General features: G+C 66.2%; 26 protein-coding genes. 10 read left to right on the forward strand and 16 right to left on the reverse strand.

The window, feature by feature from the left end; genetic code table 11:
• Positions 1-22: 22 nt before the first annotated feature.
• Positions 23-451, forward strand: coding sequence for a cupin domain-containing protein (locus ACWW36_RS05445; RefSeq protein ID WP_456140572.1), 429 nt, complete (start codon positions 23-25; stop codon positions 449-451).
• Positions 452-555: 104 nt separating this feature from the next.
• Positions 556-1,530, forward strand: a complete 975-nt coding sequence (locus ACWW36_RS05450; RefSeq protein WP_456140573.1) for an NAD(P)H-binding protein — start codon at positions 556-558, stop codon at positions 1,528-1,530.
• An 87-nt stretch (positions 1,531-1,617) separates the two neighbouring features.
• Here ACWW36_RS05450 and purF read toward each other — a convergent pair whose 3' ends face one another.
• Both purF and ACWW36_RS05460 read right to left on the reverse strand, forming a co-directional pair.
• Positions 1,618-3,141, reverse strand: a complete 1,524-nt coding sequence (gene purF / locus ACWW36_RS05455; RefSeq protein WP_456140574.1) for an amidophosphoribosyltransferase — start codon at positions 3,139-3,141, stop codon at positions 1,618-1,620.
• A gap of 141 nt (positions 3,142-3,282) precedes the next feature.
• Entirely contained in the window at positions 3,283-3,675 is a 393-nt protein-coding gene (locus ACWW36_RS05460) for a sterol carrier family protein (RefSeq protein WP_456140575.1), read from the reverse strand.
• Positions 3,676-3,691: 16 nt separating this feature from the next.
• Here ACWW36_RS05460 and ACWW36_RS05465 point away from each other — a divergent pair, with 16 nt between their 5' ends.
• Positions 3,692-4,897, forward strand: a complete 1,206-nt coding sequence (locus ACWW36_RS05465; RefSeq protein ID WP_456140576.1) for an MCE family protein — start codon at positions 3,692-3,694, stop codon at positions 4,895-4,897.
• A gap of 39 nt (positions 4,898-4,936) precedes the next feature.
• Positions 4,937-5,359, forward strand: coding sequence for a PPOX class F420-dependent oxidoreductase (locus ACWW36_RS05470; protein WP_456140577.1), 423 nt, complete (start codon positions 4,937-4,939; stop codon positions 5,357-5,359).
• 39 nt (positions 5,360-5,398) lie between these two features.
• Here the strand turns inward: ACWW36_RS05470 and ACWW36_RS05475 are convergent, their stop codons facing one another.
• From ACWW36_RS05475 to purL, 3 genes are all read right to left on the reverse strand, one after another.
• On the reverse strand, positions 5,399-6,070 hold the full coding sequence (locus ACWW36_RS05475) for an Rv0804 family intramembrane glutamic endopeptidase (protein ID WP_456140578.1): 672 nt from the start codon (positions 6,068-6,070) through the stop codon (positions 5,399-5,401).
• Positions 6,067-7,743, reverse strand: a complete 1,677-nt coding sequence (locus ACWW36_RS05480; protein WP_456142370.1) for an alpha/beta hydrolase — start codon at positions 7,741-7,743, stop codon at positions 6,067-6,069. Before ACWW36_RS05480 ends, ACWW36_RS05475 begins: the two co-directional genes overlap by 4 nt.
• Before the next feature lie 86 nt (positions 7,744-7,829).
• Complete coding sequence (gene purL, locus ACWW36_RS05485; protein ID WP_456140579.1) at positions 7,830-10,127, reverse strand: phosphoribosylformylglycinamidine synthase subunit PurL; 2,298 nt, start codon at positions 10,125-10,127, stop codon at positions 7,830-7,832.
• A gap of 47 nt (positions 10,128-10,174) precedes the next feature.
• Between purL and ACWW36_RS05490 the strand changes: the two genes are divergently transcribed.
• On the forward strand, positions 10,175-11,986 hold the full coding sequence (locus ACWW36_RS05490; protein WP_456140580.1) for a thiamine pyrophosphate-requiring protein: 1,812 nt from the start codon (positions 10,175-10,177) through the stop codon (positions 11,984-11,986).
• A gap of 40 nt (positions 11,987-12,026) precedes the next feature.
• Positions 12,027-12,257, forward strand: coding sequence for a hypothetical protein (locus tag ACWW36_RS05495; RefSeq protein ID WP_456140581.1), 231 nt, complete (start codon positions 12,027-12,029; stop codon positions 12,255-12,257).
• Here the strand turns inward: ACWW36_RS05495 and ACWW36_RS05500 are convergent.
• A complete protein-coding gene (locus ACWW36_RS05500) occupies positions 12,250-12,615 on the reverse strand; it encodes a VOC family protein (RefSeq protein WP_456140582.1) in 366 nt (121 codons plus the stop codon). The two genes, ACWW36_RS05495 and ACWW36_RS05500, sit on opposite strands and share 8 nt — an antisense overlap.
• 14 nt (positions 12,616-12,629) lie before the next feature.
• Positions 12,630-13,883 (reverse strand): M18 family aminopeptidase, encoded by a 1,254-nt coding sequence (locus ACWW36_RS05505; RefSeq protein ID WP_456140583.1) that lies wholly within the window; start codon positions 13,881-13,883, stop codon positions 12,630-12,632.
• Positions 13,884-13,925: 42 nt separating this feature from the next.
• Between ACWW36_RS05505 and ACWW36_RS05510 the strand changes: the two genes are divergently transcribed.
• Complete coding sequence (locus ACWW36_RS05510) at positions 13,926-14,954, forward strand: Dyp-type peroxidase (protein WP_456140584.1); 1,029 nt, start codon at positions 13,926-13,928, stop codon at positions 14,952-14,954.
• Entirely contained in the window at positions 14,951-15,748 is a 798-nt protein-coding gene (locus tag ACWW36_RS05515; RefSeq protein WP_456140585.1) for a family 1 encapsulin nanocompartment shell protein, read from the forward strand. The genes ACWW36_RS05510 and ACWW36_RS05515 overlap by 4 nt, the downstream gene beginning before the upstream one ends.
• 22 nt (positions 15,749-15,770) lie before the next feature.
• Here ACWW36_RS05515 and purQ read toward each other — a convergent pair whose 3' ends face one another.
• From purQ to ACWW36_RS05530, 3 genes are read right to left on the reverse strand one after another with little or no spacing between them, the layout of a single operon-like run.
• Positions 15,771-16,445: a phosphoribosylformylglycinamidine synthase subunit PurQ gene (purQ, locus tag ACWW36_RS05520; RefSeq protein ID WP_456140586.1), complete on the reverse strand. Its 675-nt coding sequence runs from the start codon at positions 16,443-16,445 to the stop codon at positions 15,771-15,773.
• Positions 16,442-16,681 (reverse strand): phosphoribosylformylglycinamidine synthase subunit PurS, encoded by a 240-nt coding sequence (gene purS / locus ACWW36_RS05525; protein ID WP_456140587.1) that lies wholly within the window; start codon positions 16,679-16,681, stop codon positions 16,442-16,444. The genes purQ and purS overlap by 4 nt, the downstream gene beginning before the upstream one ends.
• Before the next feature lie 36 nt (positions 16,682-16,717).
• Positions 16,718-17,389 carry an ATPase gene (locus ACWW36_RS05530; protein WP_456140588.1) on the reverse strand — a complete coding sequence of 224 codons (672 nt, stop codon included), beginning with the start codon at positions 17,387-17,389 and terminating at the stop codon, positions 16,718-16,720.
• A 47-nt stretch (positions 17,390-17,436) separates the two neighbouring features.
• Here ACWW36_RS05530 and ACWW36_RS05535 point away from each other — a divergent pair, with 47 nt between their 5' ends.
• On the forward strand, positions 17,437-18,090 hold the full coding sequence (locus ACWW36_RS05535; RefSeq protein ID WP_456140589.1) for an MBL fold metallo-hydrolase: 654 nt from the start codon (positions 17,437-17,439) through the stop codon (positions 18,088-18,090).
• Here the strand turns inward: ACWW36_RS05535 and ACWW36_RS05540 are convergent.
• The 4 genes from ACWW36_RS05540 to ACWW36_RS05555 all read right to left on the reverse strand — a co-directional run bounded on the left by ACWW36_RS05540 (position 18,087) and on the right by ACWW36_RS05555 (position 21,573).
• The gene (locus ACWW36_RS05540; RefSeq protein ID WP_456140590.1) at positions 18,087-19,721 is read right to left on the reverse strand and encodes an FAD-binding dehydrogenase; all 1,635 of its coding nucleotides are present in this window, start codon (positions 19,719-19,721) and stop codon (positions 18,087-18,089) included. The genes ACWW36_RS05535 and ACWW36_RS05540 overlap by 4 nt on opposite strands.
• Before the next feature lie 22 nt (positions 19,722-19,743).
• Positions 19,744-20,448, reverse strand: coding sequence for a DUF2334 domain-containing protein (locus ACWW36_RS05545; protein WP_456140591.1), 705 nt, complete (start codon positions 20,446-20,448; stop codon positions 19,744-19,746).
• Between the two features lie 63 nt (positions 20,449-20,511).
• Complete coding sequence (locus ACWW36_RS05550) at positions 20,512-21,009, reverse strand: glutathione peroxidase (protein WP_456140592.1); 498 nt, start codon at positions 21,007-21,009, stop codon at positions 20,512-20,514.
• 9 nt (positions 21,010-21,018) lie between these two features.
• Complete coding sequence (locus ACWW36_RS05555; protein WP_456140593.1) at positions 21,019-21,573, reverse strand: TetR/AcrR family transcriptional regulator; 555 nt, start codon at positions 21,571-21,573, stop codon at positions 21,019-21,021.
• 87 nt (positions 21,574-21,660) lie between these two features.
• Between ACWW36_RS05555 and ACWW36_RS05560 the strand changes: the two genes are divergently transcribed.
• A complete protein-coding gene (locus ACWW36_RS05560) occupies positions 21,661-22,119 on the forward strand; it encodes a DoxX family protein (RefSeq protein ID WP_456140594.1) in 459 nt (152 codons plus the stop codon).
• Here the strand turns inward: ACWW36_RS05560 and ACWW36_RS05565 are convergent.
• Together ACWW36_RS05565 and ACWW36_RS05570 are read right to left on the reverse strand one after the other, a co-directional pair.
• Positions 22,078-24,183: a S9 family peptidase gene (locus tag ACWW36_RS05565; RefSeq protein WP_456140595.1), complete on the reverse strand. Its 2,106-nt coding sequence runs from the start codon at positions 24,181-24,183 to the stop codon at positions 22,078-22,080. The genes ACWW36_RS05560 and ACWW36_RS05565 overlap by 42 nt on opposite strands.
• Complete coding sequence (locus ACWW36_RS05570; protein ID WP_456140596.1) at positions 24,180-25,067, reverse strand: phosphoribosylaminoimidazolesuccinocarboxamide synthase; 888 nt, start codon at positions 25,065-25,067, stop codon at positions 24,180-24,182. The genes ACWW36_RS05565 and ACWW36_RS05570 overlap by 4 nt, the downstream gene beginning before the upstream one ends.
• Between the last annotated feature and the right edge of the window lie 5 nt (positions 25,068-25,072).

The following is a 25,072-nucleotide window of genomic DNA, read 5'->3' on the forward strand; positions in this document are numbered from 1 at the left end:
CGGTGTGGGAATGTGTCCGACCATGAAAACAGTTCGCTGGTTTGCGCTGGCTGCCACCGCTACCGTGCCGCTCTCGCTCTTGGTGTCTCCGACGGCGCTCGCCACTCAGCCGGTTGGCGTCGAGGCGGTCACCATCTCGCAGGCCACGGTCAACGGAAACGACTACATAACCCGTGAGATCACCATCCAGCCCGGCGGCAGCACCGGCTGGCATTATCACGACGGCCGCGTGTTCGGCGTCGTCCGGGAGGGCACGCTGACTCGCACCATGTCGGACTGCACGGACGTCGTTTCAGACACTGGCGCCGCGGTCATTGAGGACAGCGGCTCGAATCACGTGCACAACGGCCGCAACCTCGGCCCTGTTCCGGTGAAGCTGTGGGTGGACTACATCCAGCCGGCCGGCACACCGTTGGCGGTTGAAGTGCCCGATCCCGGCTGCGGACCCTGAGGCCAGATTCCCACCGCGGGTTTGCCCGACGACATATCTGGTCATCCGAGGGCGCATCGGCTCCGAATCCCTTCGAGAGCTGATGGTCCGAGGATGGAGATCAGATGTCAGAAGGGGAATTCCGCTGCCTGGTGACGGGGGCGACCGGCTATATCGGTGGGCGGCTGGCACCCCTGCTGCTCGACAAGGGCTACGCGGTGCGGGCCCTGGCGCGAAACCCGGACAAGCTGTCGAACTTGCCTTGGCATGATCGCGCCGAGGTGGTGCGCGGCGATCTCGGCGACCCGGATTCGCTGACGGCCGCATTCAGCGATGTCGACGTCGTCTATTACTTGGTCCACTCGATGGGCACTTCACCGGATTTCGAGGCGGACGAAACACGTTCGGCCCGCAATGTCGTCGCCGCCGCACGTCGCGCCGGCGTAGGGCGGCTCGTGTACCTCGGCGGGCTGCACCCACCCGATGCCGGCCTTTCGCCGCACCTTCGCTCACGAACGGCGGTCGGTGAGATTCTGCTCGACTCCGGCATCGAAACCCTGGTGCTGCAGGCCGGCATCGTCGTCGGAGCCGGGTCGGCGTCCTTCGAGATGATCCGGCACCTCACCGATCGCCTTCCGGCGATGACGACACCGAAGTGGGTGCACAACAAGATCCAGCCGATCGGCATCGACGACGTTCTGCACTATCTGATCGAAGCCGCGACGGCGGAGGTACCCAAGTCACGCACGTGGGACGTCGGCGGCCCCGATGTGCTCGAGTACGGAGAGGCGATGCAGGTCTACGCCGAGGTGGCTGGATTGCGCCGACGGTTGATCGTCGTGCTGCCCTGGCTCACCCCGACGATCGCCAGCCTGTGGATCGGGCTCGTGACACCGATGCCGTCCGGTCTTGCCCGACCGCTGATCGAATCGCTCGAATGCGACGCGGTCATGGCCGACCATGACATCGATACCGTCATTGCACCGCCCGCAGGTGGCCTGACGGGTTACCGCGATGCGGTCGCACAGGCGCTGCGCCGCGGCCCGCTGCCGAGCGATCCGGGCTGGGCAGGGCCGCGATGGAAACTACGGACGGGGTAGACCTTTAGCGGCGAATTGAAATTCTTTGTGTAACAGCGAGTTTCGTGCCCAGCGCCGAACCCCTCTGTCGGACACGAACAGGCGAGGTTACGGACGGCGTAGCGCCGAGGCGTTGTCGTTGTCTGGCTGGACCGGAACCCCGGTGCGGGCGGCGGTGGCCAGCATGTGTTCAATGACGTTCTTGCCCAAGGCCGTTTCGCCGGGAAGCTCGATCGGGTACTTGCCGTCGAAGCATGCGGTGCACAACCTGGAAGCGGGTTGTTCGGTGGCCGCGATCATGCCGTGCTGGCTGATGTAGCCCAGTGTGTCGGCGCCGATCGCATGTCGGACGGCCTCGAGCATCTCGTCTTCGCTCTCGACGGCGTTGGCGATCAGCTCTGCCGGTGTCGCGAAGTCGATGCCGTAGAAACACGGCCACTTCACCGGAGGTGAGGCGATCCGCACGTGCACCTCGACGGCGCCGGCCTCGCGCAGCATCCGCACCAGCGCGCGCTGAGTGTTGCCGCGCACGATCGAGTCGTCGACGACAATCAGTCGCTTGCCGCGGATGACCTCTTTGAGCGGGTTGAGTTTGAGCCGGATGCCCAATTGGCGGATGGTCTGCGACGGCTGAATAAACGTCCGTCCGACGTAAGCGTTTTTCGTCAGCCCCTGCCCGTAGGGAATGCCGGACTCCTGCGCGTAGCCGACGGCGGCGGGTGTGCCGGACTCCGGAACACCGATCACGAGGTCGGCTTCGACGGGCTTCTCCTGCGCCAGCCGACGACCGATGTCGACGCGAGCCTTGTGCACGGACCGGCCTGCGATGGTGCTGTCCGGGCGGGCCAGGTAGACGTATTCGAAGATGCAGCCCTTGGGCTCGGGGTTGGCGAACCGGGTGGAGCGCACGCCGTCGGCGTCAATGGCCAGCAGCTCGCCCGGCTCGATATCGCGGACGAACGAGGCGCCGACGATGTCGAGCGCGGCGGTCTCCGACGCCACCACCCAACCCCTGTCCAGGCGCCCCAACGACAACGGCCGCACACCGTAGGGGTCGCGGGCGGCATACAGGGTGTTCTCGTCCATGAACGTCACGCAGAACGCGCCGCGCACCGTGGGCAGCAGCTCGAGCGCGGCCTGTTCCAGCGTGGCATCAGCCGCGCCGTGCGCGAGTAGCGCGCCGAGAATGTCGGAGTCCGTGGTTGCCGTTGGCGCTCCACGCGTTCCCAGCAGCCCGGCCTCGCGGGCCCGGCCGGCCAGCTCGGTGGCATTGACCAGGTTGCCGTTGTGGCCGAGCGCGACGCCGGTGCCCGCAGCGGTGTTGCGGAAAACCGGCTGGGCGTTCTCCCACGTGGTCGAACCGCTGGTCGAGTAGCGGCAGTGACCGATTGCGACGTGGCCTTCCATCGCGGCCAGCGTCTGCTCGTCGAAGACCTGACTGACCAGGCCGAGGTCCTTGAACACCAGAACTTGTGAGCCGTCAGCGACGGCGATGCCTGCGGCTTCCTGGCCGCGGTGCTGTAGCGCATAAAGGCCGTAATAAGTGAGCTTGGCCACTTCCTCGCCAGGAGCCCAGACGCCGAATACGCCGCACTCTTCTCTTGGTTCGTTTTCGGGCTGCTCGCCGGTCACGGTATGGCTGCTCCAACGGGGCGGTGAGGTGACGCGTTCAGTCTACGGCCATCACGGGTTAATCACTGAATCGAGTGGTGTGTCGCACGTATGGATAGCAACAAGGGGGACCACCGACTCAATTCCCCGCGGCCAGCCGTGCTACTCGTCCAGACCCACCAATGGCAACCAGTCCGCGACGTCGGCCGCCCTGCTGCCCGACAGTCGCAGCGCGCCGCTGGATGAAGCCTCCGCAATCGTCGTCAGGCCAGTGGCAAGCAGCAGCCAGGTCCGGGGATCGGTTTCCACGACGTTGGGCGGATTGCCGCGACGATGCTCAGGACCCGAAATGCATTGCACCGCAATGAACGGCGGAATCCGAACCTCGACACTGGAACCGGGCGCGATGGCGGCAAGCGTGCGGGCGGTGAGTCGCACGGCCTCTGCGAGTTCCGCCCTGGCCGGCGCCGGAACGCTGTCGTCGCGCAGCCAGTCGCCCACCACGGACACGGCGGCGCGTGTCTTAGCTGGATCGGCACTGTCGCGGGCGGCCATACCTTACTGTCTCAAAGTGTTTGTCGACCGCCATCATCCGCCGTACAAGGCGGCTGGGGCGGTTCTCATGGCGGTGGTCGTGGTCGCGGCGGCCTTCATCTATCTGCAATTCCGCGGCGACCTCACCGACGAGGCTCGGCTGACGGTGTTGTCGCCGCGGGCAGGGCTGGTCGTCGAACCCGGCGCGAAGGTGACCTACAACGGCGTGGAGATCGGCCGTGTCGCGCGCATCGACATGGTCGACGACCACGGCACGCAGAAGGCCAAGCTGTCCCTCGATGTCAGTCCGCGCTACGTCGAGTCGATCCCGGTCAACGTCGCGGCCGAGATCAGGGCCACCACCGTGTTCGGCAACAAGTACATATCGTTGAGCTCGCCGGAAAGCCCATCGGTGCAACATGTTTCGAGTGGTGACACGATCGCCGCTGCCGCAGTCACCACCGAGTTCAACACTTTGTTCGAGACGGTCATAGCGATCGCCGAACAGGTGGATCCGATCAAGTTGAACCAGACCCTGACCGCGACGGCCGAAGCACTGACGGGCCTCGGCAACCGGTTCGGCGAATCGCTGCTCAACGGCAACCAGATCCTTGACGACCTGAACCCGCGGATGCCCGAGATCGCCGAGGACAGTCGCCGGGTGGCCGACCTCGCGGACGTCTACGCCGGCGCGTCACCGGATCTATGGGCCGGGCTCGAGAACGCGGTACGGACCGCGAGAACCTTCAACGACCACCGCGCGGATATCGACGACGCTCTGATGGCCGCTCTTGGCTTTGCCGGCAATGCCGCCGACAGCTTTGAACGAGGCGGTCCGTATCTGATCCGCGGTGCCACCGATCTCGTGCCGACCACCCAACTGCTCGACGACTACCGCGGGATGATCTTCTGCACGTTTCGCAACTTCGCCGAAATTCAACCCAGGGCCGCCGCAGTGCTTGGCGGCAACGGCTACTCGCTGGCGTCGTCGTCGGGCACCATCGGCGGCGGTGCCAACCCGTACATCTATCCCGACAACCTGCCGCGGGTGAACGCCCGCGGCGGCCCCGAGGGCCGTCCTGGCTGCTGGCAGAAGATCACGCGTGACCTGTGGCCCGCGCCGTACCTGGTGATGGACACCGGCGCGAGCATCGCGCCGTACAACCACCTGGAAATCGGCCAGCCGTGGCTGATCGACTACGTATGGGGCCGCCAAGTCGGCGAGTTGAGCATCAATCCGTGACGTTGACATCAACAAAAGTTGAGGTTCTACGTTGGCGGCATGACGTTCAAACCGCACGAAATCGAGTTCATGCACCAGGCCGACCTCGGCCGGTTGGCCACCATCCAAGCCGACGGGACGCCACAGAACAGCCCGGTCGGGTTCACCTTCAACGAGCAGCTGGGCACGATCGACGTCGCCGGTTACCGGATGTCGAAAAGCCAGAAATTCCGCAACATCGCCCGCAACAACAAGGTGGCGTTCGTTGTCGACGACATCACCTCACGCGACCCATGGCGGGTGCGGTGCCTGGAAATCCGCGGCACCGCCGAGCAAGCCGAGATTGCGCCGTCGCATGGCGCGGCCGGTGACGAGCTCGACACCGCGATCATCCGGATCACGCCACGGCGCATCATCGGCTTCGGCATCGACGATCAAGTCAGCGAGCCGCACCAGCTGGTGGCGGACATCCGCGACGTGTAGCGCGCTTTCGTTGCGCGAGCAGACGCAAAGTGTCCAAATTCATCGGCGTGTCGGGGGCTTTTGCGACTGCTCGCGGGGGCCCCGCCCGCGGGTGGCCCTGGCTTGCACGGCCAGGGCCGCCAGCCCTGCGGCCTCATTGACGGCCAGGTGTGCCAACATCGGTGCGGCCAGGCTGCCCGACCGCATGTGCAGCCAGCCGAACACCCAGCCGGCCGCCCCAGTCGCCAGCACCTCGCGAAGCACCGGCTGCTTGGTGACGCGGGCGTCGACGATGTGCCACAACCCGAACGCCGTCGCTTGCACCAGCCTGCCAACGACCGGACCGAATGCCTCTTCGGCGGCGGTGCCCAGCACCGCGCGGTACGCGAGTTCCTCGGGCCATACGGTCCCCACCGGGATATCCCAAAGCAGCCAGCGACCCGTCGCCTCGGGCAGCTCCCGCTCGGACATTTCTGCCCGCACTTGCGGCAGCGTCGTCGCCGCCGCAACACCCAGGCCCACCACCGCGGCCGCCGCCGCCCCATACCGCAATCCTGGCAAGAGCGCGGGCGGCCGCAGCCCCAACGGAGCACGGGTGATCGCGAGGAGCCCCGTTCCGAGCGCCGCGTTCGGCACCGGATGCCAGCGCACCTTGGGCGCCGCAAAGCTCCACCCAATCAGCGCCGCCGCCAATGCGAGCACCCTCGTCTTCTGAGAACTCTTGCGCTTCATTGGAATTCGGGACCGTTGGCCGACATGACCTTGTCCAACGAGCGACGGATTCGCTCAGTGTCGGCTTGGGTCCAGCCAGCCGGTGCGGCCACCGCCGCCCAACCGTCCAGCTGGGTGTCGTTGTAGTTGTGGCCGTGGCCCGCAGGCATCGCGGATGCATTCGTCATGTCGAAAGCGACCTGCCAAAACGTCACGGTCGGATACCAGCGCATGGATGCGGTGCGGTCTCGTCCCGGACGTTCCTTGAGCCAGTCCGGCCGTTCGAAAAGGAGATCAGGCGACCACCACACCACCGGATCAGATGCGTGCTGCAAGAACAACACCCGCGTACCGGACCACGGTGCCTCGGTGTCGGCGGCGACCTCCGCGGGGCTGGCCGCTTGCGAGAACCGCACCGTGCGGCCGTTGTCGTAGCGCGGCTCCACCTCCGGGGTGCCGGGGTCACGCCGCTGGGTGATCGCCTTCCACAGCGGGCTCGCGTTCGGCGGCCCCGCCCACAGCACCGACGAGAACCCCATGTCGACGACGTCGGGAAGGTAACCGAACGCACCCTGACCGGCCATCGACCCCAGGCTCTCGCCGTAGAGGAGAAGCTTCGGTCTGCGCTCCGCAGGCCAACGCAGCCACTGCCCGTGGATCGCATCGACTAGCGCCTTGCCTGCCTCCAATGACCGCTGCTGATCGGCGAGAAACGAAATCCAGCTCGGCAGATAGGAATACTGCATCGCGACCAGCGCGGTGTCCCCGTTGTACATCGACTCGATGGACCGCGCGGCGACCGGATCCACCCAGCCGGTTCCGGTGGTCGGGACTATGACCAGCACCTTGCGTTCGTACGCGCGGGTACGTTGCAGCTCACTGAGCAGGACCGCCAGCCGGCCTTCTTCGGTGTCGGCGCTCGCCAGCCCCGCGTAGATCCGGATCGGTTCCTTGGCAGGCCGGCCGTTGAGAGCGGCCAGTTCGTCGGCGTGAGGACCCGTCGCGACAAAGTTGCGCCCTTGGTAGCCAAGCGATTCCCACGACACAAAGGATTGCGGGCTGCCGGAACGTTCGGACTGGACCGGCTGCACCACCCCCGGGCGGGTGCTGGCGTTCTGCGGCTGAAACACCCGGCTCGCGCCGGCGATGAAACCGCGGTAGAGCACACCGTTGATGAGTGTGATGAGCAACACCACCACGATGGCGGTGCCGATGAATAACGCCACTTCGTCGTTCAGATGCCAGCGCCGAATCAAGAACCGGGCCATCGACTTGATGAGGTCCAGCAGCACCCGCGCCGTTGCGACGCACACGCCGCCGACGAGAACAGCGATGATCAGCGTGCGCATATAACCGACCGTGTTCGGCCCCTCGATACCCATCACCGCCGATACCTGGCGTTGCCAGGCTGCGGACGGGATCAGCATCAGGACACTGGCTGTCGCAGAAGCCACGACGATGAAGGCTTTCGACAGGTAGAGGACACGCTTCGACGGCGGCCACCATGTGCGGCGCCGTAATACGAAGCGGCGCAACATCCTTGAGAGGAATACACCGATGCCGTACCCGATCGCCGCGTTGAGTCCCCCGATCACGCCTTGAAAAAGCCAGGCACGCGGAAGCAGTGACGGGGTCAGCGACAAGCAGAAGAACAATGCTCCAAAGCCGACGCCGACGAAATCGAGATGAACCATTCTCCAGGCCCAGTCCAGCAACGGGTGCCGCTCTGGGCGCTGTGTGGTTTCGGCGACCGATTCGCCGGTGAGGTCGGTCGGGACACTCACCCGAACAACCCGGGAAGCACGCCCTCCGACGTGCTGCGCAGCTCCTCCAGGGAAACCGTGAATTGGTCTTGTACTTCGACGGCGTCGCTTCCCTGGTCCACAACGCCGATGCGGGTGGCCGGAAGTCCACGGGCCTCGCACATCGAACGGAACCTGCTCTCCTCGGTGCGCGGCACGGCGACGAGAACGCGACCGGCCGACTCCGAAAACAGCGTGACGAATGGGTTTTCGCCTTCGGGAATGATGATGCGGCAACCGGTTTCACCCGCCAGGGACGCTTCCACGACAGCCTGGATGAGGCCGCCCTCGCTCAAGTCGTGGGCTGACGACACCAGTCCGTCGCGGGACGCGGCGGTGAGCACGTCGGCGAGCAGTTTTTCGCGCTCCAGGTCGACTTTCGGTGGCACGCCGCCGAGATGGTCGGCGGCGACCTGCGCCCAGATCGACCCGTCGAACTCGTCGCGGGTGTCGCCGAGCAGGATCAGCGTCTCGCCGGGTTCGGTGCCGAGTCCGGTGGGGATACGCCGCTTGACATCGTCGATCACGCCCAGCACGCCGACGACGGGGGTGGGCAGGATCGGCGTGGTGCCGGTCTGGTTGTAGAAGCTGACGTTGCCGCCCGTAACCGGAATGCCAAGGGCCGCACAGCCATCCGCGAGCCCGCGCACCGCCTGGCTGAACTGCCACATTACGGCGGGGTCTTCGGGTGAACCGAAGTTCAGGCAGTTGGTCACCGCGACGGGCGTAGCACCCGTGACGGCGACGTTGCGGTACGCCTCGGCCAGCGCGAGCTGCGCGCCGGCGTACGGGTCGAGTTGGGTGTAGCGGCCCGACGCGTCGGTGGACACCGCGATACCGCGGCCGGTGGACTCGTCCACACGCAGCACGCCACCGTCGGCGTGTTCGGCCAGCACGGTGTTGCCGCGCACGTACCGGTCGTACTGCTCGGTGATGAACGCGCGGCTGCAGAGATGCGGACTGCCAACCAGCGCAAGCAAAGTCGCCTTCAGTTCGTCGCCCGTGGACGGCCGGGGCAGCTTGCCCGAGGTGTCGGCGTTCAAGGCGTCCTGGCTGTCCGGACGTTGCACTGGGCGCTCGTAGACCGGGCCCTCATGCGCGACGGTGCGCGGCGGCACGTCGACGACCGTCTCGCCGTGCCATGTGATCTGCAGCCGGTCGCCGTCGGTGACCTCACCGATAACGGTGGCCAGCACCTCCCACTTTCGGCACACGGCCATGAACTTGTCGACGTTCTCCGGGGCGACGACCGCGCACATCCGCTCCTGCGACTCACTGGACAGGATCTCGGCGGGGGTCATGTTGGCGGCGCGCAGCGGCACGGTGTCCAGCTCGACCCGCATGCCGCCGTCCCCCGCGGATGCGAGTTCCGATGTGGCGCAGGACAATCCGGCCCCGCCGAGGTCCTGGATGCCGATCACCAAATCGTTGGCGTACAGCTCGAGGCAGCACTCGATGAGCACCTTCTCCATGAACGGGTCGCCAACCTGAACGCTTGGCAGCTTCTTGCGGCCAGGTGCACCACTCTCGTCGCCGCCGAACGTCTCCGATGCCAGCACCGAGACACCGCCGATGCCGTCGAGCCCGGTGCGCGCGCCGAACAGGATGATCTTGTTGCCGGTGCCGGATGCGAACGCCAGATGCAGGTCCTCTTTACGCAACACCCCGACGCATAGCGCGTTGACCAACGGGTTGCCGGCGTAGGAGGCGTCGAAGACGGTCTCGCCGCCGATATTCGGCAGCCCCAGCGAGTTTCCGTAGCCGCCGATGCCCCGCACCACCCCGTCGACGACGCGGCGGGTGTCAGGTGCGTCGGCGGCGCCGAACCGCAGCTGGTCCATGACCGCGACCGGCCGCGCGCCCATTGCCATGATGTCGCGGACGATGCCGCCGACGCCGGTGGCGGCGCCTTGGTACGGCTCGATATACGACGGGTGGTTGTGCGATTCGACCTTGAAGGTGGCCGCCCAGCCGTCGCCGATGTCGACGACACCGGCGTTCTCGCCGATCCCGGCCAGCATCGCGGCCCGCATCGCCTCGGTGGTGGTCTCGCCGAAGTAGCGCAGGTGCACCTTGGACGACTTGTACGAGCAGTGCTCGCTCCACATCACGGAGTACATGGCCAGCTCGGCGTCGGTGGGCCGACGGCCGAGGATTTCGCGTATCCGCTGGTACTCGTCGTCCTTCAAGCCGAGTTCGCGGAACGGCTGGGGCTGATCGGGCGTGGCGGCGGCGTGGTCGACGGTGTCCAGGGCGTGGGTGAGCTCGGACGTCACGCAGACAGTCTAGTTTGGGCAACTCAGTGCGGGGTATCGCGACGCACATGGGTCAGACAGTCGCCGATTTCATCCTCGACCGACTTCGCGAATGGGGCGTCGCGCAGGTCTTCGGCTACCCGGGCGACGGCATCAACGGCCTGGTTGCCGCATTCGGTAAGGCAGACAACAAGCCGCAGTTCGTGCAGGCCCGCCATGAGGAGATGGCGGCGTTCGCGGCGGTGGGCTATGCCAAGTTCTCCGGCACTGTCGGCGTCTGCATGGCCACCTCCGGTCCCGGCGCCATCCACCTGCTCAACGGCCTCTACGACGCGAAGCTGGACCACACGCCGGTGGTCGCGATCGTCGGGCAGACGGCCCGCAGCGCGATGGGCGGCAGCTATCAGCAGGAAGTCGACCTGCAGTCGCTGTTCAAGGACGTTGCGAGCGACTACCTGGTCGAGGTCAACGTCGCCAGTCAGCTGCCCAACGCGCTCGACCGGGCGTTCCGCACCGCGCGGGCCCGTCGCGCGCCGACGGCCGTGGTGATTCCCTCGGATCTGCAGGAGCAGTCGTACGAGCCGCCCGGCCACGCGTTCAAGCAGGTCCCGTCCAGCGCACCGCACGACGCCGCGCCGGTCGTCGCGCCCGACCCGGCCGCCATCGGTCAAGCCGCGGAGATCCTCAACGCCGGAACGAAGGTGGCGATCCTGATCGGGCAGGGCGCACGGGGCGCGGCAGCGGAAGTCCAGGATGTCGCGGATCGCACCGGGGCGGGTGTGGCCAAGGCGCTGCTCGGCAAGGACGTCTTGACCGACAACCTGCCCTATGTCACCGGTGCGATCGGGCTGCTGGGCACCCGGCCCAGCTACGAGCTGATGCGCGACTGCGACACGTTGCTGATCGTCGGCTCGAACTTCCCGTACAGCCAGTTCCTGCCCGAATACGGCCAGGCCCGAGCAGTTCAGATCGACATCGACGGCGCCAACATCGGCATGCGCTACCCCACCGAGGTCAACATCGTCGCTGACGCGAAAACCGCACTGGCCGAGCTGCTTCCGCTCCTCGAGGCCAAACCGGATCGGTCGTGGCGGCAGACCGTCGAGGACAACGTCGCGCGGTGGTGGCAGACCGTGGAACGGCAGTCGATGCTGTCGGCGGATCCGGTCAATCCGATGCGGGTGGTGTGGGAGCTGTCGAGCCGCCTGCCCGAGAACGCCATCGTCACCGGGGATTCCGGCTCGTCGACCAACTGGTACGCCCGCTGCCTGCGGTTCGGGCCGAACGTCCGCGGGTCGCTGTCGGGGACGCTGGCCACCATGGGCCCGGCTGTGCCGTACGCGATCGGCGCGAAGTACGCCAACCCGAACCGTCCCGTCATCGCTTTGGTGGGCGACGGTGCGATGCAGATGAACGGCCTGGCCGAGCTGCTGACCGTTCGTCGCTATTGGCGGCAGTGGACGGATCCGCGTCTGGTGGTGTGTGTGTTCCACAACAACGACCTGAGCCATGTCACCTGGGAGCTGCGCGCGATGGGCGGCGCGCCGAAATTCGAGGAGTCTCAGACGCTGCCGGAGGTGTCCTACGCCGACGTTGCGCGCACGATGGGCCTACGCGCGATAGCCGTCGACGACCCCGACGCCCTCGGGCCGGCATGGGACGAGGCGTTGGCCGCCGAGGAGCCCGTCGTGCTCGACGTACGGACCGATCCCGAGGTGCCGCCGATCCCACCGCACGTCACCTTCGAGGAGATGAAAGCGATGACCGAGGCCATCGTCAAGGGCGACCCGAACGCCTGGCACGCGTTGGCCGAGATAGCGAAGAACAAAGCGGCCGAACTACTTCCGCGCTCTGGTTTGCACTCCAAGATCGACGGGTAGGCGGTCCTCGTCACGGCAGCAACAAGAAGGAAGGTGACGCATGAGCACGACCAGCGAAACCGGCTATGTGACAGGCACCAAGGACAAGAACTACAACCTGATCTGGTACACCGAGCAGTGCCTTGAGAACGCGCTGCGGCTGCAGACCTACGTCGAAGACGCCGAACGCGACGGCGACAACGAGCTCGCCGATCTGTTCCGCAAGGCCCAGGCCGACAGCAAGAAAGGCGCCGAAGAAGGCAAGCGCCTACTCGCGTCGCGGATCAAGTAGCGTTCTCCACGTCACCCCCGGCGACGCAGAACGCATTGCCGTCGGGGTCAGCGAGCACCACCCACTGGAAGTCCGGTCCGGCTTCACCCCGGCCGGTCTCGGTGGCGCCGAGGTCGACGAGCCGCTTCACCTCCGCCTCCATGTCGGCGGCGGCGAAGTCGATGTGCACGCGGTTCTTGCCGGGTGTCGGATCACCGACCTTCTGGAACGCCAGGCCCGGGCCGCCGGGGCGGCTCACGGTGACGAAAAACCCAGGCGCCAAAGCGTTTACGGTGCCGTCCACCGCGCGGGCCCACCAGTCGGCGAGCCGGTCGGGGTCGGTGGAGTCGAACGTGATGTTCACGACGTCAAGTGCCATGCCGGCACTCTAGATCAGCCCGGTGACAAGAACGCCCGAAGCGCCGACGAATAGGCGGCGACATCGTCGGCACCCATCACCTCACGCGCCGAGTGCATTGCGAGCTGGGCCGCGCCTACGTCGACGGTCGGAATGCCGGTGCGCGCAGAGGTCATCGGCCCGATCGTCGACCCGCACGGCAGGTCGGCGCGGTGCTCGTAGCGCTGCAGCGGGACACCGGCATGCGCGCACGCCAACGCGAACGCCGCCGCGGTCCGCCCGTCGGTGGCGTAGCGCAGGTTCGGCTGCACCTTGAGCACGGGCCCTGCGTTGACCTCGATGAGGTGGCCCGGCTCATGGCGCTCGGGATAGTTGGGATGCGTCGCGTGTGCCATGTCGCCTGACGCGACCATCGACCCCGGCAGCCTGCGCAGAAAGTCCTCTCTGCTACCGCCGGCCGCCAAGGTGATTCGCTCGAGCACGGTTAGCAGGAGCTCCGATTGCGCGCCGTGGTCCGATTGCGAGCCGACTTCCTCGTGATCGAAGAGCACCAGCACAGGCGAGTAGTCGCGAGGCTCGACGGCCAGGAACGCTTCCAATCCGGAGTAACAGGTGGCCTGGTTGTCCAGGCGCGGCGCACTGAGCAGCTCGCGGTCGACGCCGGTGAGCGCCGACGGCGTCAGGTCGTGGGTCATCAGGTCGGCGCCCAGAATGTCGGCGGCGTCGACGCCCGCCTGCTCAGCGATGTAGGCCAGAAACGAGCGCGGCCCGCTGCCGACGCCCCAGACCGCATTCACGTGCCGCTGCGGGTCCAGCGACACCGCCTTGCGGTCCTCGGCGAGGTGGATCGCCAGCTGCGGGACACGGAGGATCGGCTCGTCGACGCGGATCAGCCGGTGGTCGATCGTGTCGCCGGTACGCACGGACAGCCTGCCGCTGATGCCGAGGTCGCGGTCCAGCCACGAGTTCAGCCAGGCGCCGCCGTAGGGCTGCAGCGCGACCACCTGCCAGCCCGAGACGAACCGGTCCGGGTGCTGTTTGACGCGCAAGTTGGGGCTGTCCGTGTGGGCGCCGACGATCCGGAACGGCAGATGCGCATGCTCGGATTGCCAGGCGATCAGCGACCCCGCCCGCACGGTGAAGTACCGTCCCTCGCCCGGCCACGGGTCGCGTTCGGACAGCTCGGTGTAGCCCGCTGCGCTGAGCCGCTGTGCCGCCGTCAGGCACACGTGAAACGGAGACGGCGACGCGTCGATGAACTCACACAGCCCCTGGGCACTCGCGGACATGGTTCACCATCATGCCGACCGAGCTTTCGCTAGGGTCAAACGGTGCCCGCACCATTGCCGCAGCCGGTTCTGGCGCCGTTGACACCCGCGGCCATCTTCTTGGTTGCCACGATCAACGAAAGTGGCGAGGCCGCGGTTCACGATGCACTTCCTGACATCTCCGGTTTGGTCAAGGCAATCGGATTCCGCGATCCGGCCAAACGGCTGTCGGTGGTGACATCGATCGGGTCCGACGCATGGGACCGGTTGTTCTCCGGGCCGCGACCGGCCGAGCTTCATCCGTTCGTCGAGTTGAACGGTCCACGCCACCACGCACCTTCGACGCCGGGCGATCTGCTGTTCCACATCCGGGCAGAGTCGATGGACGTCTGCTTCGAACTGGCCACCAAGCTCGTCGCGGCGATGGACGCGATCACCGTCGTCGACGAAACGCACGGTTTCCGGTTTTTCGACAACCGGGACCTGTTGGGCTTCGTCGACGGCACCGAGAACCCGGACGGACCGCTGGCCGACAGTGCGACCCAGATCGGCGACGAGGACCCGGATTTCGCGGGTGGATGCTATGTGCACGTGCAGAAGTACGTGCACGACATGGACTCGTGGAATTCGCTGTCGACCGAGGAGCAAGAACGGGTCATCGGGCGCACGAAGCTCGACGACATCGAGCTCGACGACGACGTGAAGCCCGCGAATTCCCATGTGGCCCTGAACGTGATCGAGGACGAGGACGGCAACGAGCTGAAGATCGTGCGGCACAACATGCCGTTCGGCGAGATCGGCAAGGGCGAGTTCGGCACATATTTCATCGGATACTCGCGCACGGCCGCGGTGACCGAGCAGATGCTGAACAACATGTTCCTCGGCGATCCGCCGGGCAACACCGACCGCGTGCTGGACTTCTCCATCGCCGTCACCGGGACCATGTTCTTCACCCCGATCACGGATTTTCTCAATGACCCGCCGCCGTTACCGGATTCGTCTGTGGAGGACCGGCCGGCGGTCACTGTGGTAACTCCCGTGGGCCACGACGGCTCGCTCGGGATCGGCAGCCTGAAAGGAACCCGTCGATGAACAACCTGTATCGCGATCTGGCGCCGATCACCGAAGTCGCTTGGACAGAAATCGAATTGGAGGCGACGCGGACTTTCAAGCGGCATATCGCCGGGCGGCGGGTCGTCGACGTCAGCGATCCCGGTGGGCCGGTGACTGCTGCGGTCAGCACGGGCCATCTGCGCGACGTGGCGCCGCCGGGGGACGGTGTGGTGGCGCATCTGCGTGACAGCAAGCCGCTGGTTCGGCTGCGGGTGCCGTTCACGGTTTCGCGCAGCGCGATCGACGACGTCGAGCGCGGATCACAGGACTCCGATTGGGAGCCGGTCAAGGAGGCCGCCAAGAAGCTGGCGTTCGTCGAAGACCGGGCGATCTTCGAGGGCTACGACGCGGCGTCCATCGAGGGCATCCGCGCGTGCAGCTCGAATCCCGCGCTGGCGCTGCCCGACGACGCGCGCGAATTCCCCGACGTGATCACGCAAGCGCTTTCCGAGCTGCGGCTGGCCGGAGTCGACGGGCCCTATTCGGTGCTGCTGTCCGCTGACGCCTACACCAAGGTGAGCGAGACGACCGAGCATGGCTATCCGATCCGCGAGCACATCAACCGGCTCATCGACGGGGAGATCATCTGGGCGCCCGCGATCGACGGCGCCTTCGTGTTGTCCACTCGCGGTGGGGATTTCGATCTACAGCTGGGCACCGACGTGTCGATTGGGTATCTGTCCCACGACTTCGAGACCGTACAGCTGTACCTCGAGGAGACGCTGACGTTCTTGTGCTACACCGCCGAAGCGTCGGTGGCGCTGACTGCCTGACTCCGAGCTAGCTTTCGCCTGGCTAGGCGGCCAGCACCAAATCCAGCGCGGAGTAGAACAGGCCGAGCCCGTCGTCGGACGGGCCGGTCAGCGCTTCGGTGGCGTGCTCGGGGTGCGGCATGAGCCCGACCACCCTGCCGTTGGCCGACGAAATGCCCGCGATGTCGCGCATCGAGCCGTTGGGGTTGTCGCGGTAGCGGAACACCACGCGGCCCTCGCCCTCCAACTCGTCGAGCACCTTCTCGTTGGCGACGTAGCGGCCCTCACCGGACTTCAGCGGCACCAGCAGGTCTGCGCCGAGCTCGTAGCGCGATGTCCACGCCGTCGAATTGGACGCAACCTCGAGCCACAGGTCGCGGCAGACGAAGTGCAGGCCGGCATTGCGCGTCAACGCGCCAGGCAGCAGGCCCGCCTCGCACAGCACCTGAAAACCGTTGCAAATTCCCAACACTGGCAGGCCTTGCTCGGCGCCCCGGATCACCTCGCCCATCACCGGCGCGAATTTCGCGATCGCGCCGCAGCGCAGATAGTCGCCGTACGAGAAACCGCCGGGCACCACCACCGCATCGACGCCCTTCAGGTCGGCGTCGGCGTGCCACAGGCTGACGGGCTGCGCGCCGGAGAGCCGAACCGCCCGCGCGGCGTCGACATCGTCGAGTGTGCCCGGGAATGTGATGACGCCCACACGCGCGGTCACGACGGTTCCCTGCTGACGGTCCAGTCTTCGATCACCGTGTTCGCCAACAGCGATTCGGCGATCTCGGCGACGGTCTTGTCGTCGATGCTGTCATCGACCTCGAGCTCAAAACGCTTGCCCTGCCGCACATCTGAGACACCGTCGAAGCCGAGACGACCCAGTGCGCCGACGATCGCCTGCCCTTGCGGGTCGAGGATCTCGGCTTTGGGCATCACATGCACAACCACCCTTGCCACGGCGATCACTCTACCTGCGGCTACGCGTCTGCCGCCTCACCGGCACGACCCCAGATACGCGCTGCACAGCGGGGCCGCCATGGCGTCGAAGACCTGAGCATCGGCTACCGCAGGCCAGTCCACCTGCGGCGGCACCGTCGACCACATGGCCAGTTCGACGATCGTGCTGCTGTCGGGATGTACGAGCAGGTACTCGTGCATCACCTGGCTGCCCGCATCGCTGATCACGGCGGCGAGGTGCACCTCATCGCTGGTGGTGATCGACGGAGATGTCTTCGCCGAGGCCAACTGGCAGTCGTGCAGCCGTGCGCCGGCGGTCTTGAGCACCGCCAGCGTCGTCGGCGCGCCGATCGCGGTGTCACCACGCCAGTGGATGACCTGCACCAACAGATTCCACTGGCCCTCCGGGTGCAACACCACCGAGCGTGCCGCCACGGCGTAGCTGCGCGGGTCGTTGGCAACTGGCGGGCTGTCGCACAGCGCCTCGAAGCCGAACGTCGGCGACGGGGCCGTCACCGACAATCCGGCCAGGCCGGGCCAGCGATAGATCGGATAGAGCGGTACCGAGGTGGGCGCGATCCAGGCCGAGTCCGGGATGGCGTCGCAAATCGGCGGACACACCCCGGGGACCGCGCGCGCCGGCCAGCCTGCGTTGGGCGCGATCGCCAACCCGCAGGTGGCCAGTGCTACCGCCAGCATCAACCGCACGACTCAAGTACCCCCTGCAACCCCAACCCCGCCGCCACAATATAGGGATGGAACTCACGCATTTTGGACATTCATGCCTACTCGCAAGTTTCAAGAGCGAATCCGGTGATGACACGACGGTGCTGTTCGATCCGGGGAACTTTTCGCACGGATTCGAAGGCATCACCGGCCTCTCGGCGATCCTGATCACCCATCAGCATCCAGACCATGCTGACACCGAACGGCTGCCCGCGCTCGTCGACGCCAACCCGCAGGCCGCGCTGTATGCCGATCCGCAGACCGCCGCGCAACTCGGCGGCCAATGGAAGGCCGTGCATGTCGGCGACGAGTTCAGCGTCGGCCAACTGACGGTCCGCGGCGTTGGCGGACGGCACGCCGTGATTCACCCGGAAATCCCTGTGATCGACAACATTTCGTATCTCGTCGGCGACGGCTCACACCCCGCGCGGTTGATGCACCCCGGCGACGCGTTGTTCACACCCGGCGAACCGGTCGACGTGCTGGCCACTCCGGCGGCCGCGCCATGGATGAAGATCTCGGAGGCCGTGGACTATTTGCGGGCCGTTGCGCCGACGCACGCCGTGCCCATCCACCAGGCGATCATCGACCCGAATGCCCGCGGCATCTATTACGGACGGCTCTCGGAGATGACCGACACCGACTTCCAGGTGCTCGAACCGGAGCGCGGCACGAGTTTCTAGACGTCGCGCGCTGCCGCGCGCCCCGCGGCCCTACCCGAAAACACGCAGCCACCGAGGAACGTGCCCTCCAGCGACCGGTAGCCATGCACACCGCCGCCACCGAAGCCTGCGGCCTCACCGGCCGCGTACAGCCCGTCGAACACGGTTCCGTCGGAATGGAGCACGCGGGAGTCCAGATCGGTCTCCAAGCCGCCCAACGACTTTCGCGTCAAGATGTGCAGCTTAACGGCGATCAACGGGCCGGCCTTCGGATCGGTGAGCCGGTGCGGTGCGACGACGCGGCTGAACCGGTCGCCGAGGTAGTTGCGCGCGATGCGGATCGAGGCGATCTGAGTGTCTTTGGTGAACCGGTTGGCCACCTCGCGGTCGCGCGCGGTGACCTCGGCTTCCACGGTGGCGTAGTTGACGGGCAGCACATCGGGCACGGTATTCATCGCAGACACCAACTCGCGCAACGAGTTCGCACTGACGAAGTCCACACCCTTGTCGACGAACGCCTGCACCGGCTTGGGGGCACCGGCCCTCACCCTGGTCAGGACGTCGCGCACGCTGCGGTTGGTCAGGTCGGGATTCTGCTCCTGTCCGGAAAGCGCGAATTCCTTGGCGATGATCCGCGCGTTCAGGATGAACCAGGTGTAGTCCTGACCGGTCTGCGCAATGTATTCCAGCGTGCCCAGCGTGTCGAAGCCTGGATACAGCGGGGACGGCAGCCGCTTACCGTTGGCGTCCAGCCATAGGGACGACGGACCGGGCAGGATGCGGATCCCGTGCAGCGGCCAGATCGGGTCGTAGTTGGTGATGCCCTCGGTGTAATGCCACATCCGGTCGCTATTGATGACGTGCGCACCGGCGGCTTCGGTGATGCCGATCATCCTGCCGTCGACATGGGCGGGCACGCCGGACAGCAACTGCTCGGGCACGCGGCCCATCCGCTTCGGCCAGTTCTGCCTCACCAGGTCGTGGTTGCCGCCGATGCCGCCGCTGGCCACGATGACGGCTGGCGCGCGAAACTCGAACTCGCCGACGGTATTTCGCGATGTCGCCACACCGCGCACCGCGTCCGTCGGCTCCAGCACCGCGCCGCGCACACCGACGACGGCGCCGTTCTCGACGATCAGCTCGTCGACACGATGGCGATGGGCGAACCTGGCCTTGCCCACCAGCCGTCGCGCGAAGACGTCGACGATCGCAGGGCCGGTTCCCCAGGTGATGTGGAAGCGGGGCACCGAGTTGCCGTGTCCGCGTGCGTCATAGCCGCCGCGCTCGGCCCAGCCGACGATCGGGAAAATCTGAAGTCCGCGCTCGCGCAACCAGCTGCGCTTCTCGCCGGCCGCGAAGTCGACATAGGCGTGTGCCCACCGTCGCGGCCAGTGGTCTTCTGGCCGATCGAATCCCGCCGTGCCGAGCCAGTCCTGCAGTGCGAGCTCGTGGCTGTCCCGAATGCCCAGCCGCCGCTGTTCCGGGCTGTCGACGAAGAACAGGCCGCCGAACGACCAGAACGCCTGACCACCGATGTTGTTCGCGTTCTCCTGATCGACGATCAGCACCCTGCGCCCGCGATCGACCAGCTCACACGCCGCGACCAGTCCCGCGAGCCCGGCGCCCACCACGATCACATCAGCGTCTGCCATGGGACGCTACGGTACCGGCGCTTCAGGCGGCGTCGGTCAGCGCGGGGTACGGCTGCCAGGAATAGACGACCGGCGCGCACTGGTGCATCAATGCCAGGTCGACGGCGTCGAGCATGGCCTGGCGAGGACCGGGCCGCCGCAGGTGCCGGGCGGCGACCGCGACGCGCACGATGCCGTCGCGTCGGGCAGTGCGTTCGGCAGACAGCACCAGCGTGCGGCACCACCACGGTTCGGTCAGGAATCCCTCGCCGATGCCGAGCACGCGGGCCCGCACGGCCGTCTGCCGCACCAAGTCTGTGATTCCGCTCAAGCCTGCGAGCAGACGAAAGCCGTTGCGGGGCAACGCCGTTACGGTACCTTGCGACACCGTCCAACCTGGCGCGGCGAACAGACGGGTGCGCAATCCCAAATGTTCCAGCACGCGATCGGCCGCCATCAGCCGCAGGTTTGCTTCGTGGGCCTGCAGAGTGGCGAACTCCCCGCGTCGCTTCTTGGTGGCCGCCTCGTCGAAACCGTGCAGCACGATGGCGTCACCGCGGTCGCGCCGCCCGGCCAGCCAATCGACCGTCGGCGCATCGTTGTCGAGCCGGTAGCCGCCTTTGATGCGGGGCGCCACCAGGAATGAAGCAGGCACGCCGCGTGCGTCCAGCTGCGCACAGAACGCTTCGACGTCATCCCGTGTGCGGTCGCTGATGCCGGAGATCGAGACGATCAGTTGTCCAGCCACGCATTCAGTGTGGCAACGCCAGGTGTCGCAACGGTTTACAACACCCGGACAGCAGTTGACTATCTAGCGCGGCAAAACTGCTTCGATCGCGGAAACCACCTCTGGCGCATCGGGAACGGTGCGCGGGCGGAACCTCTTGACCACCTTGCCACCCGGGGCCAGCAGGAACTTTTCGAAGTTCCACTGGATGTCGCCCGCCTCGCCGGTGTCGTCGGCCGTCTTCGTCAATTCGGCATATAGCGGGTGCCGGTCGGCGCCGTTGACGTCGGTCTTGGCCAGCAGCGGGAACGTCACGCCGTAGGTGGTGGAGCAGAACGTCTGGATCTCCTCGGCGGTGCCCGGCTCCTGACCCATGAACTGGTTGCACGGCACGCCGATCACCGTCAGACCACGCCCGCCGTAGTCCTTCGCCAACTGCTCCAGGGCGGAGTACTGCGGGGTGAGGCCACACTTCGACGCGACGTTCACGACCAGAGCGGCGCCGTCGGCCAGTTCGGCCAGCGTGGTGGGTTGCCCGTCGAGCGTCGTCAGTGGGATGTCGGTCAGCGATGTTTCGGTCATGCCCGCAGGTTATCCGTCGAACAACATCGAGGCGATGCGCTGGACCTCGTCCATGGGGTCGCCGTCCGTGCTGATGGTCTCGTTGAGGCGAAGCATCGCGAACCCGTGGACGAGAGACCACGCGGCGAGCGCGGCGCTCTGCGGATCGGCCTTGGCACGCGGATCCTTCAGTGTCCCAACGCCTTGCGCCAGTTCGGCACCGGCCGCTTCCTCGGCAGCGGCGAGTTCGGCATCGTCCGGGTCCACCAATGAGCGGTCGAACATCACCGCGTAGTGGCCGGGATGGTCGAGCGCGAACCGGACATAGGCCAGCGCAGCGTCGATGAAGTCCGGGCGCGCCTCTGTCAACGCCTCGGCAAGCAGGCGCCAGCCCTGCGCAGCCAGTGCGGTGAACAGGCCCCGGCGGTCGGTGAAGTGGTGCGCGGGAGCGGCGTGCGAAACGCCCGCCTCGCGGGCCAGTTCGCGCAGCGAGATGCCGTCGGCGCCCCGTTCGGCCACCAGGCTCGCGGCCTTGGCCAAGATCACGGCCTTGAGGTCGCCGTGGTGGTAGGTGTCCCTGCTCATCAGGCCACTATAGCGGGAATCTTGACAGTGCCTAGATAGTTGCCTACAGTCGTCGTATCTTGACAGTGTCTAGATAGGGAGTTAGCGGTGGCCGTTCTCGTCATGTTGATCGTGGGCGCGCTCGGTGCCCGTGTAGTGGGCTGGCTGGGCCCCGAAAATTGGGACTATGCCGACAGTTGGCCTGAAGCCATCGCCGTCGGGCTCGCGGCGATGTTCGTCATGACCGGCGTCGCGCATTTCGTCCCGGGAATGCGCCGAGACATGATCGCGATCGTGCCGCCGCGGCTGCCGGCGCCCGGTCTGCTCGTGACGATCACCGGTGTGCTGGAACTCGTCGGCGCGGTCGGACTGCTGTACCCACCCACTCGAGTGGCTGCGGCGGTATGCCTGTTCATCCTGATGCTGGCCATGTTCCCGGCCAACGTGTACGCGTCGAGGATGCCGAACCCGCCGAAGTCGATGACATCGCGGCTGGACGTCCGGACAGTGCAGGAAATCGTTTACCTAGGCGCCGCCGTCGTGGTCGGCCTTGGCGGCATCCAGTAGCCATGCGTACTGGAACGCGGCCTCCTTCCAGCGTTCATAGCGTCCGCTGATACCACCGTGACCGGCGTTCATCTCGGTCTTGAGCAGGACCGGATGCTCGTCGGTCTTGGTGCACCTAAGCGCCGCAACCCATTTCGCCGGTTCGACGTAGAGCACCCGCGTGTCGTTCAGTGATGTCATCGCCAGGATCGGCGGATAACCCTTGGCCTCGACGTTCTCGTACGGCGAGTAGGACTTCATGTAGTCGTAGACGTCTTTGTCTTCCAGCGGGTTTCCCCACTCGTCCCATTCGGTGACGGTCAGTGGCAGCGACGGGTCGAGGATTGTGGTCAGTGGGTCGACGAACGGGACGGTGGCCAGGATGCCGGCGAACATCTCCGGTGCCATGTTTGCGACCGCACCCATCAACAGGCCACCCGCGCTGCCGCCGAAGGCGACGAGGTTCTCCGGTCGCGTCAGGTCGGTGTCGACGAGATGCTTTGCGACGGCAATGAAGTCGGTGAAGGTGTTCTTCTTCTCCAGCAGTTTGCCGTGTTCATACCAGGGCCGGCCGAGCTCGCCTCCCCCGCGCACATGTGCGACGGCGAACACCATGCCGCGGTCCAACAGCGACAACCGGGCGATCGAGAACCGCGGGTCTTCGCATGCCTCGTACGCGCCGTAGCCGTACAGCAGCGTGGGCGCGGGGAATTGCAGGCCCATCTTGTGGATGATCGAGATCGGAACGCGTGCACCGTCTTCGGCGACAGCCCAGTCGCGGCGCTCTACGTAATCCTGGGGTCGATAGTCACCGAGCACGGGCTGTTCGCGAAGGAGTGTGCGCTCCCCGGTGGCCAGGTCAAGGTCGTAGATCCTGACAGGGGTGACGAAACTTGTTGTACCGATGCGCAGTTTCGGTGAACTCCAGTTCGGGTTGCCAGAAAGGCCCGCCGACATCAGCTCGGAGTCGAACGTGATGTCTTCGGGGCGGCCGTACTCGCCGGTCGCGTAGACAGGCCACAGCTGGATCTTCGGCAACGCCTCGCTTCGGTAGCTGACCACCAGGTGGCCCTCGAACGCGTCGACGGTGTCCAGCCTTACATCGCTGCGATGTTCGATCAGCGTGCGAAACGCCGTGGGGTCTGCGACCGGCGCCTCGACGAGTGTGAAGTTCTCCGCACCGTCGTTGTGCAGGATGAGGAATCGGTCTTCACCGCCGACGACGGCGTGCTCGATGGAGTACTCGACCAGCTCGCGGCGCGGCCAGACGACGGTGAACTCCGCGGTGGCATCTGTGGCGTCGGCGTAACGCATTTCGGTCGTCACCGCGCTGCCGGCGGCGATGACGACATACTTGTCGCTGCGTGTGCGGCCGACCGCGAGCCAGTACTTCTCGTCGGGCTCGTGGAACACCTTTTCGGCCGGCAGGCCGGAGCCAAGGCGGTGGCGCCACACGGTGTCCGGCCGCCAGGCCTCGTCGACGGTGACGTAGTAAATGGTGCGGTTATCGGCGGCCCAGGTCGCGCCGGCGCCGATGCCGACGATCTGATCGTCGTACAGGCTGTCCGTGCGTAAGTCCTTGAACCGCAACGTGTATCGCTCGTCGCCCTTGACGTCGACCGAGTACGCCAGGATGTTGCCGTCGAGGCTGACGGTGGCGGCGCCGAGCGAGAAGAAGTCGTGGCCCTGCGCCTCGACGTTCTCGTCGAGCAGTATCTGCTCGCCGGCAATCTCGGTGTTCTCATCCAGCTCCGGCGGTACCCAGTCGTCGGGATCGGTTACCGGGCATCGGCAATGGACGCTGTACTGCTTGCCCTCGAAGCTGCGGCCGTAGTACCACCAGTCGCCGCGGCGGGTGGGCACCGAAAGGTCGGTTTCCTTGGTGCGGGCCTTTATTTCGTCGAAGATCGCCTGCCGCAACGGCGCAAGATGATCGGTGGCGTGTTCGGTGTAGTCGTTTTCGGCCTTGAGGTAGTCGATCACCTCAGGGTTGGACTTGTCGCGCATCCACTCGTAGGGATCGATGAACACGTCGCCGTGATGTTCGCGGCTAGTCTCGGTGCGTTTGGCCTCTGGTGGGATCACGGCTTGATCCAGTCGCCGAAATTGAGCCCCGAGATGCGTTCGTAGGCTTCGATATAGCGGTCGCGCGTGGCCTCGACGATGTCGGGCGGCAGCGGTGGCGGCGGTTTGTCGCCGTAGCGGTCCCAGCCGGACTCGGGGCTGGTGAGCCAGTTGCGGACGAACTGCTTGTCGAAGCTTTCTTGAACGACACCTTCCCGATACTGGTCGGCGCGCCAGTAGCGGCTCGAGTCGGGCGTGAAGACCTCGTCGGCGAGCCGCACGTTGCCGTGCTTGTCGACACCGAACTCGAATTTGGTGTCGGCGATGATGACGCCTTTCGTGAGGGCGTGATCGGCGCCTTGGATGTAGGTCTGCAGTGTGCGCTCGCGTAGTTGCTTGGCGCGTACCGCGCCGACCAGCTCGACGACGTCGGCGAAACTGATGTTCTCGTCGTGTTGGCCGAGCTCGGCTTTGGTGGCCGGCGTGAACAACGGCTGAGCGAACTTGCTCGCCTCGGCGAGCCCCGGCGGAAGCGCGATGCCGCAGACCTTGCCAGACTTTTGGTAGTCGATCAGACCGGAGCCGGTCAGGTAGCCGCGCGCCACGCATTCGACGGGCATCATCTCGAGTTCCTGCACCACCAGCGCCCTGCCGAGCACCTCCTGCGGGATGCGCTCGTCGTCGGGCGGGCCCGCGAGGTGGTTGGGCGCCTCGACGTAGTCGAAGAAGAACACGCTCATCGCGGTCAGGATGCGGCCCTTGTCGGGGATCTCCGAGTCGAGGATGTAGTCGTAGGCCGATATGCGGTCGGTGGCGACGAAGAGCAGCGTCTCGTCGTCGATGCGGTACAGCTCGCGAACCTTGCCGCTGGCCAGATGTTGGTAGTCGGACAGAGCGGGGCGCATCGGGC

The organism is Mycobacterium sp. MMS18-G62, assembly GCF_053877835.1.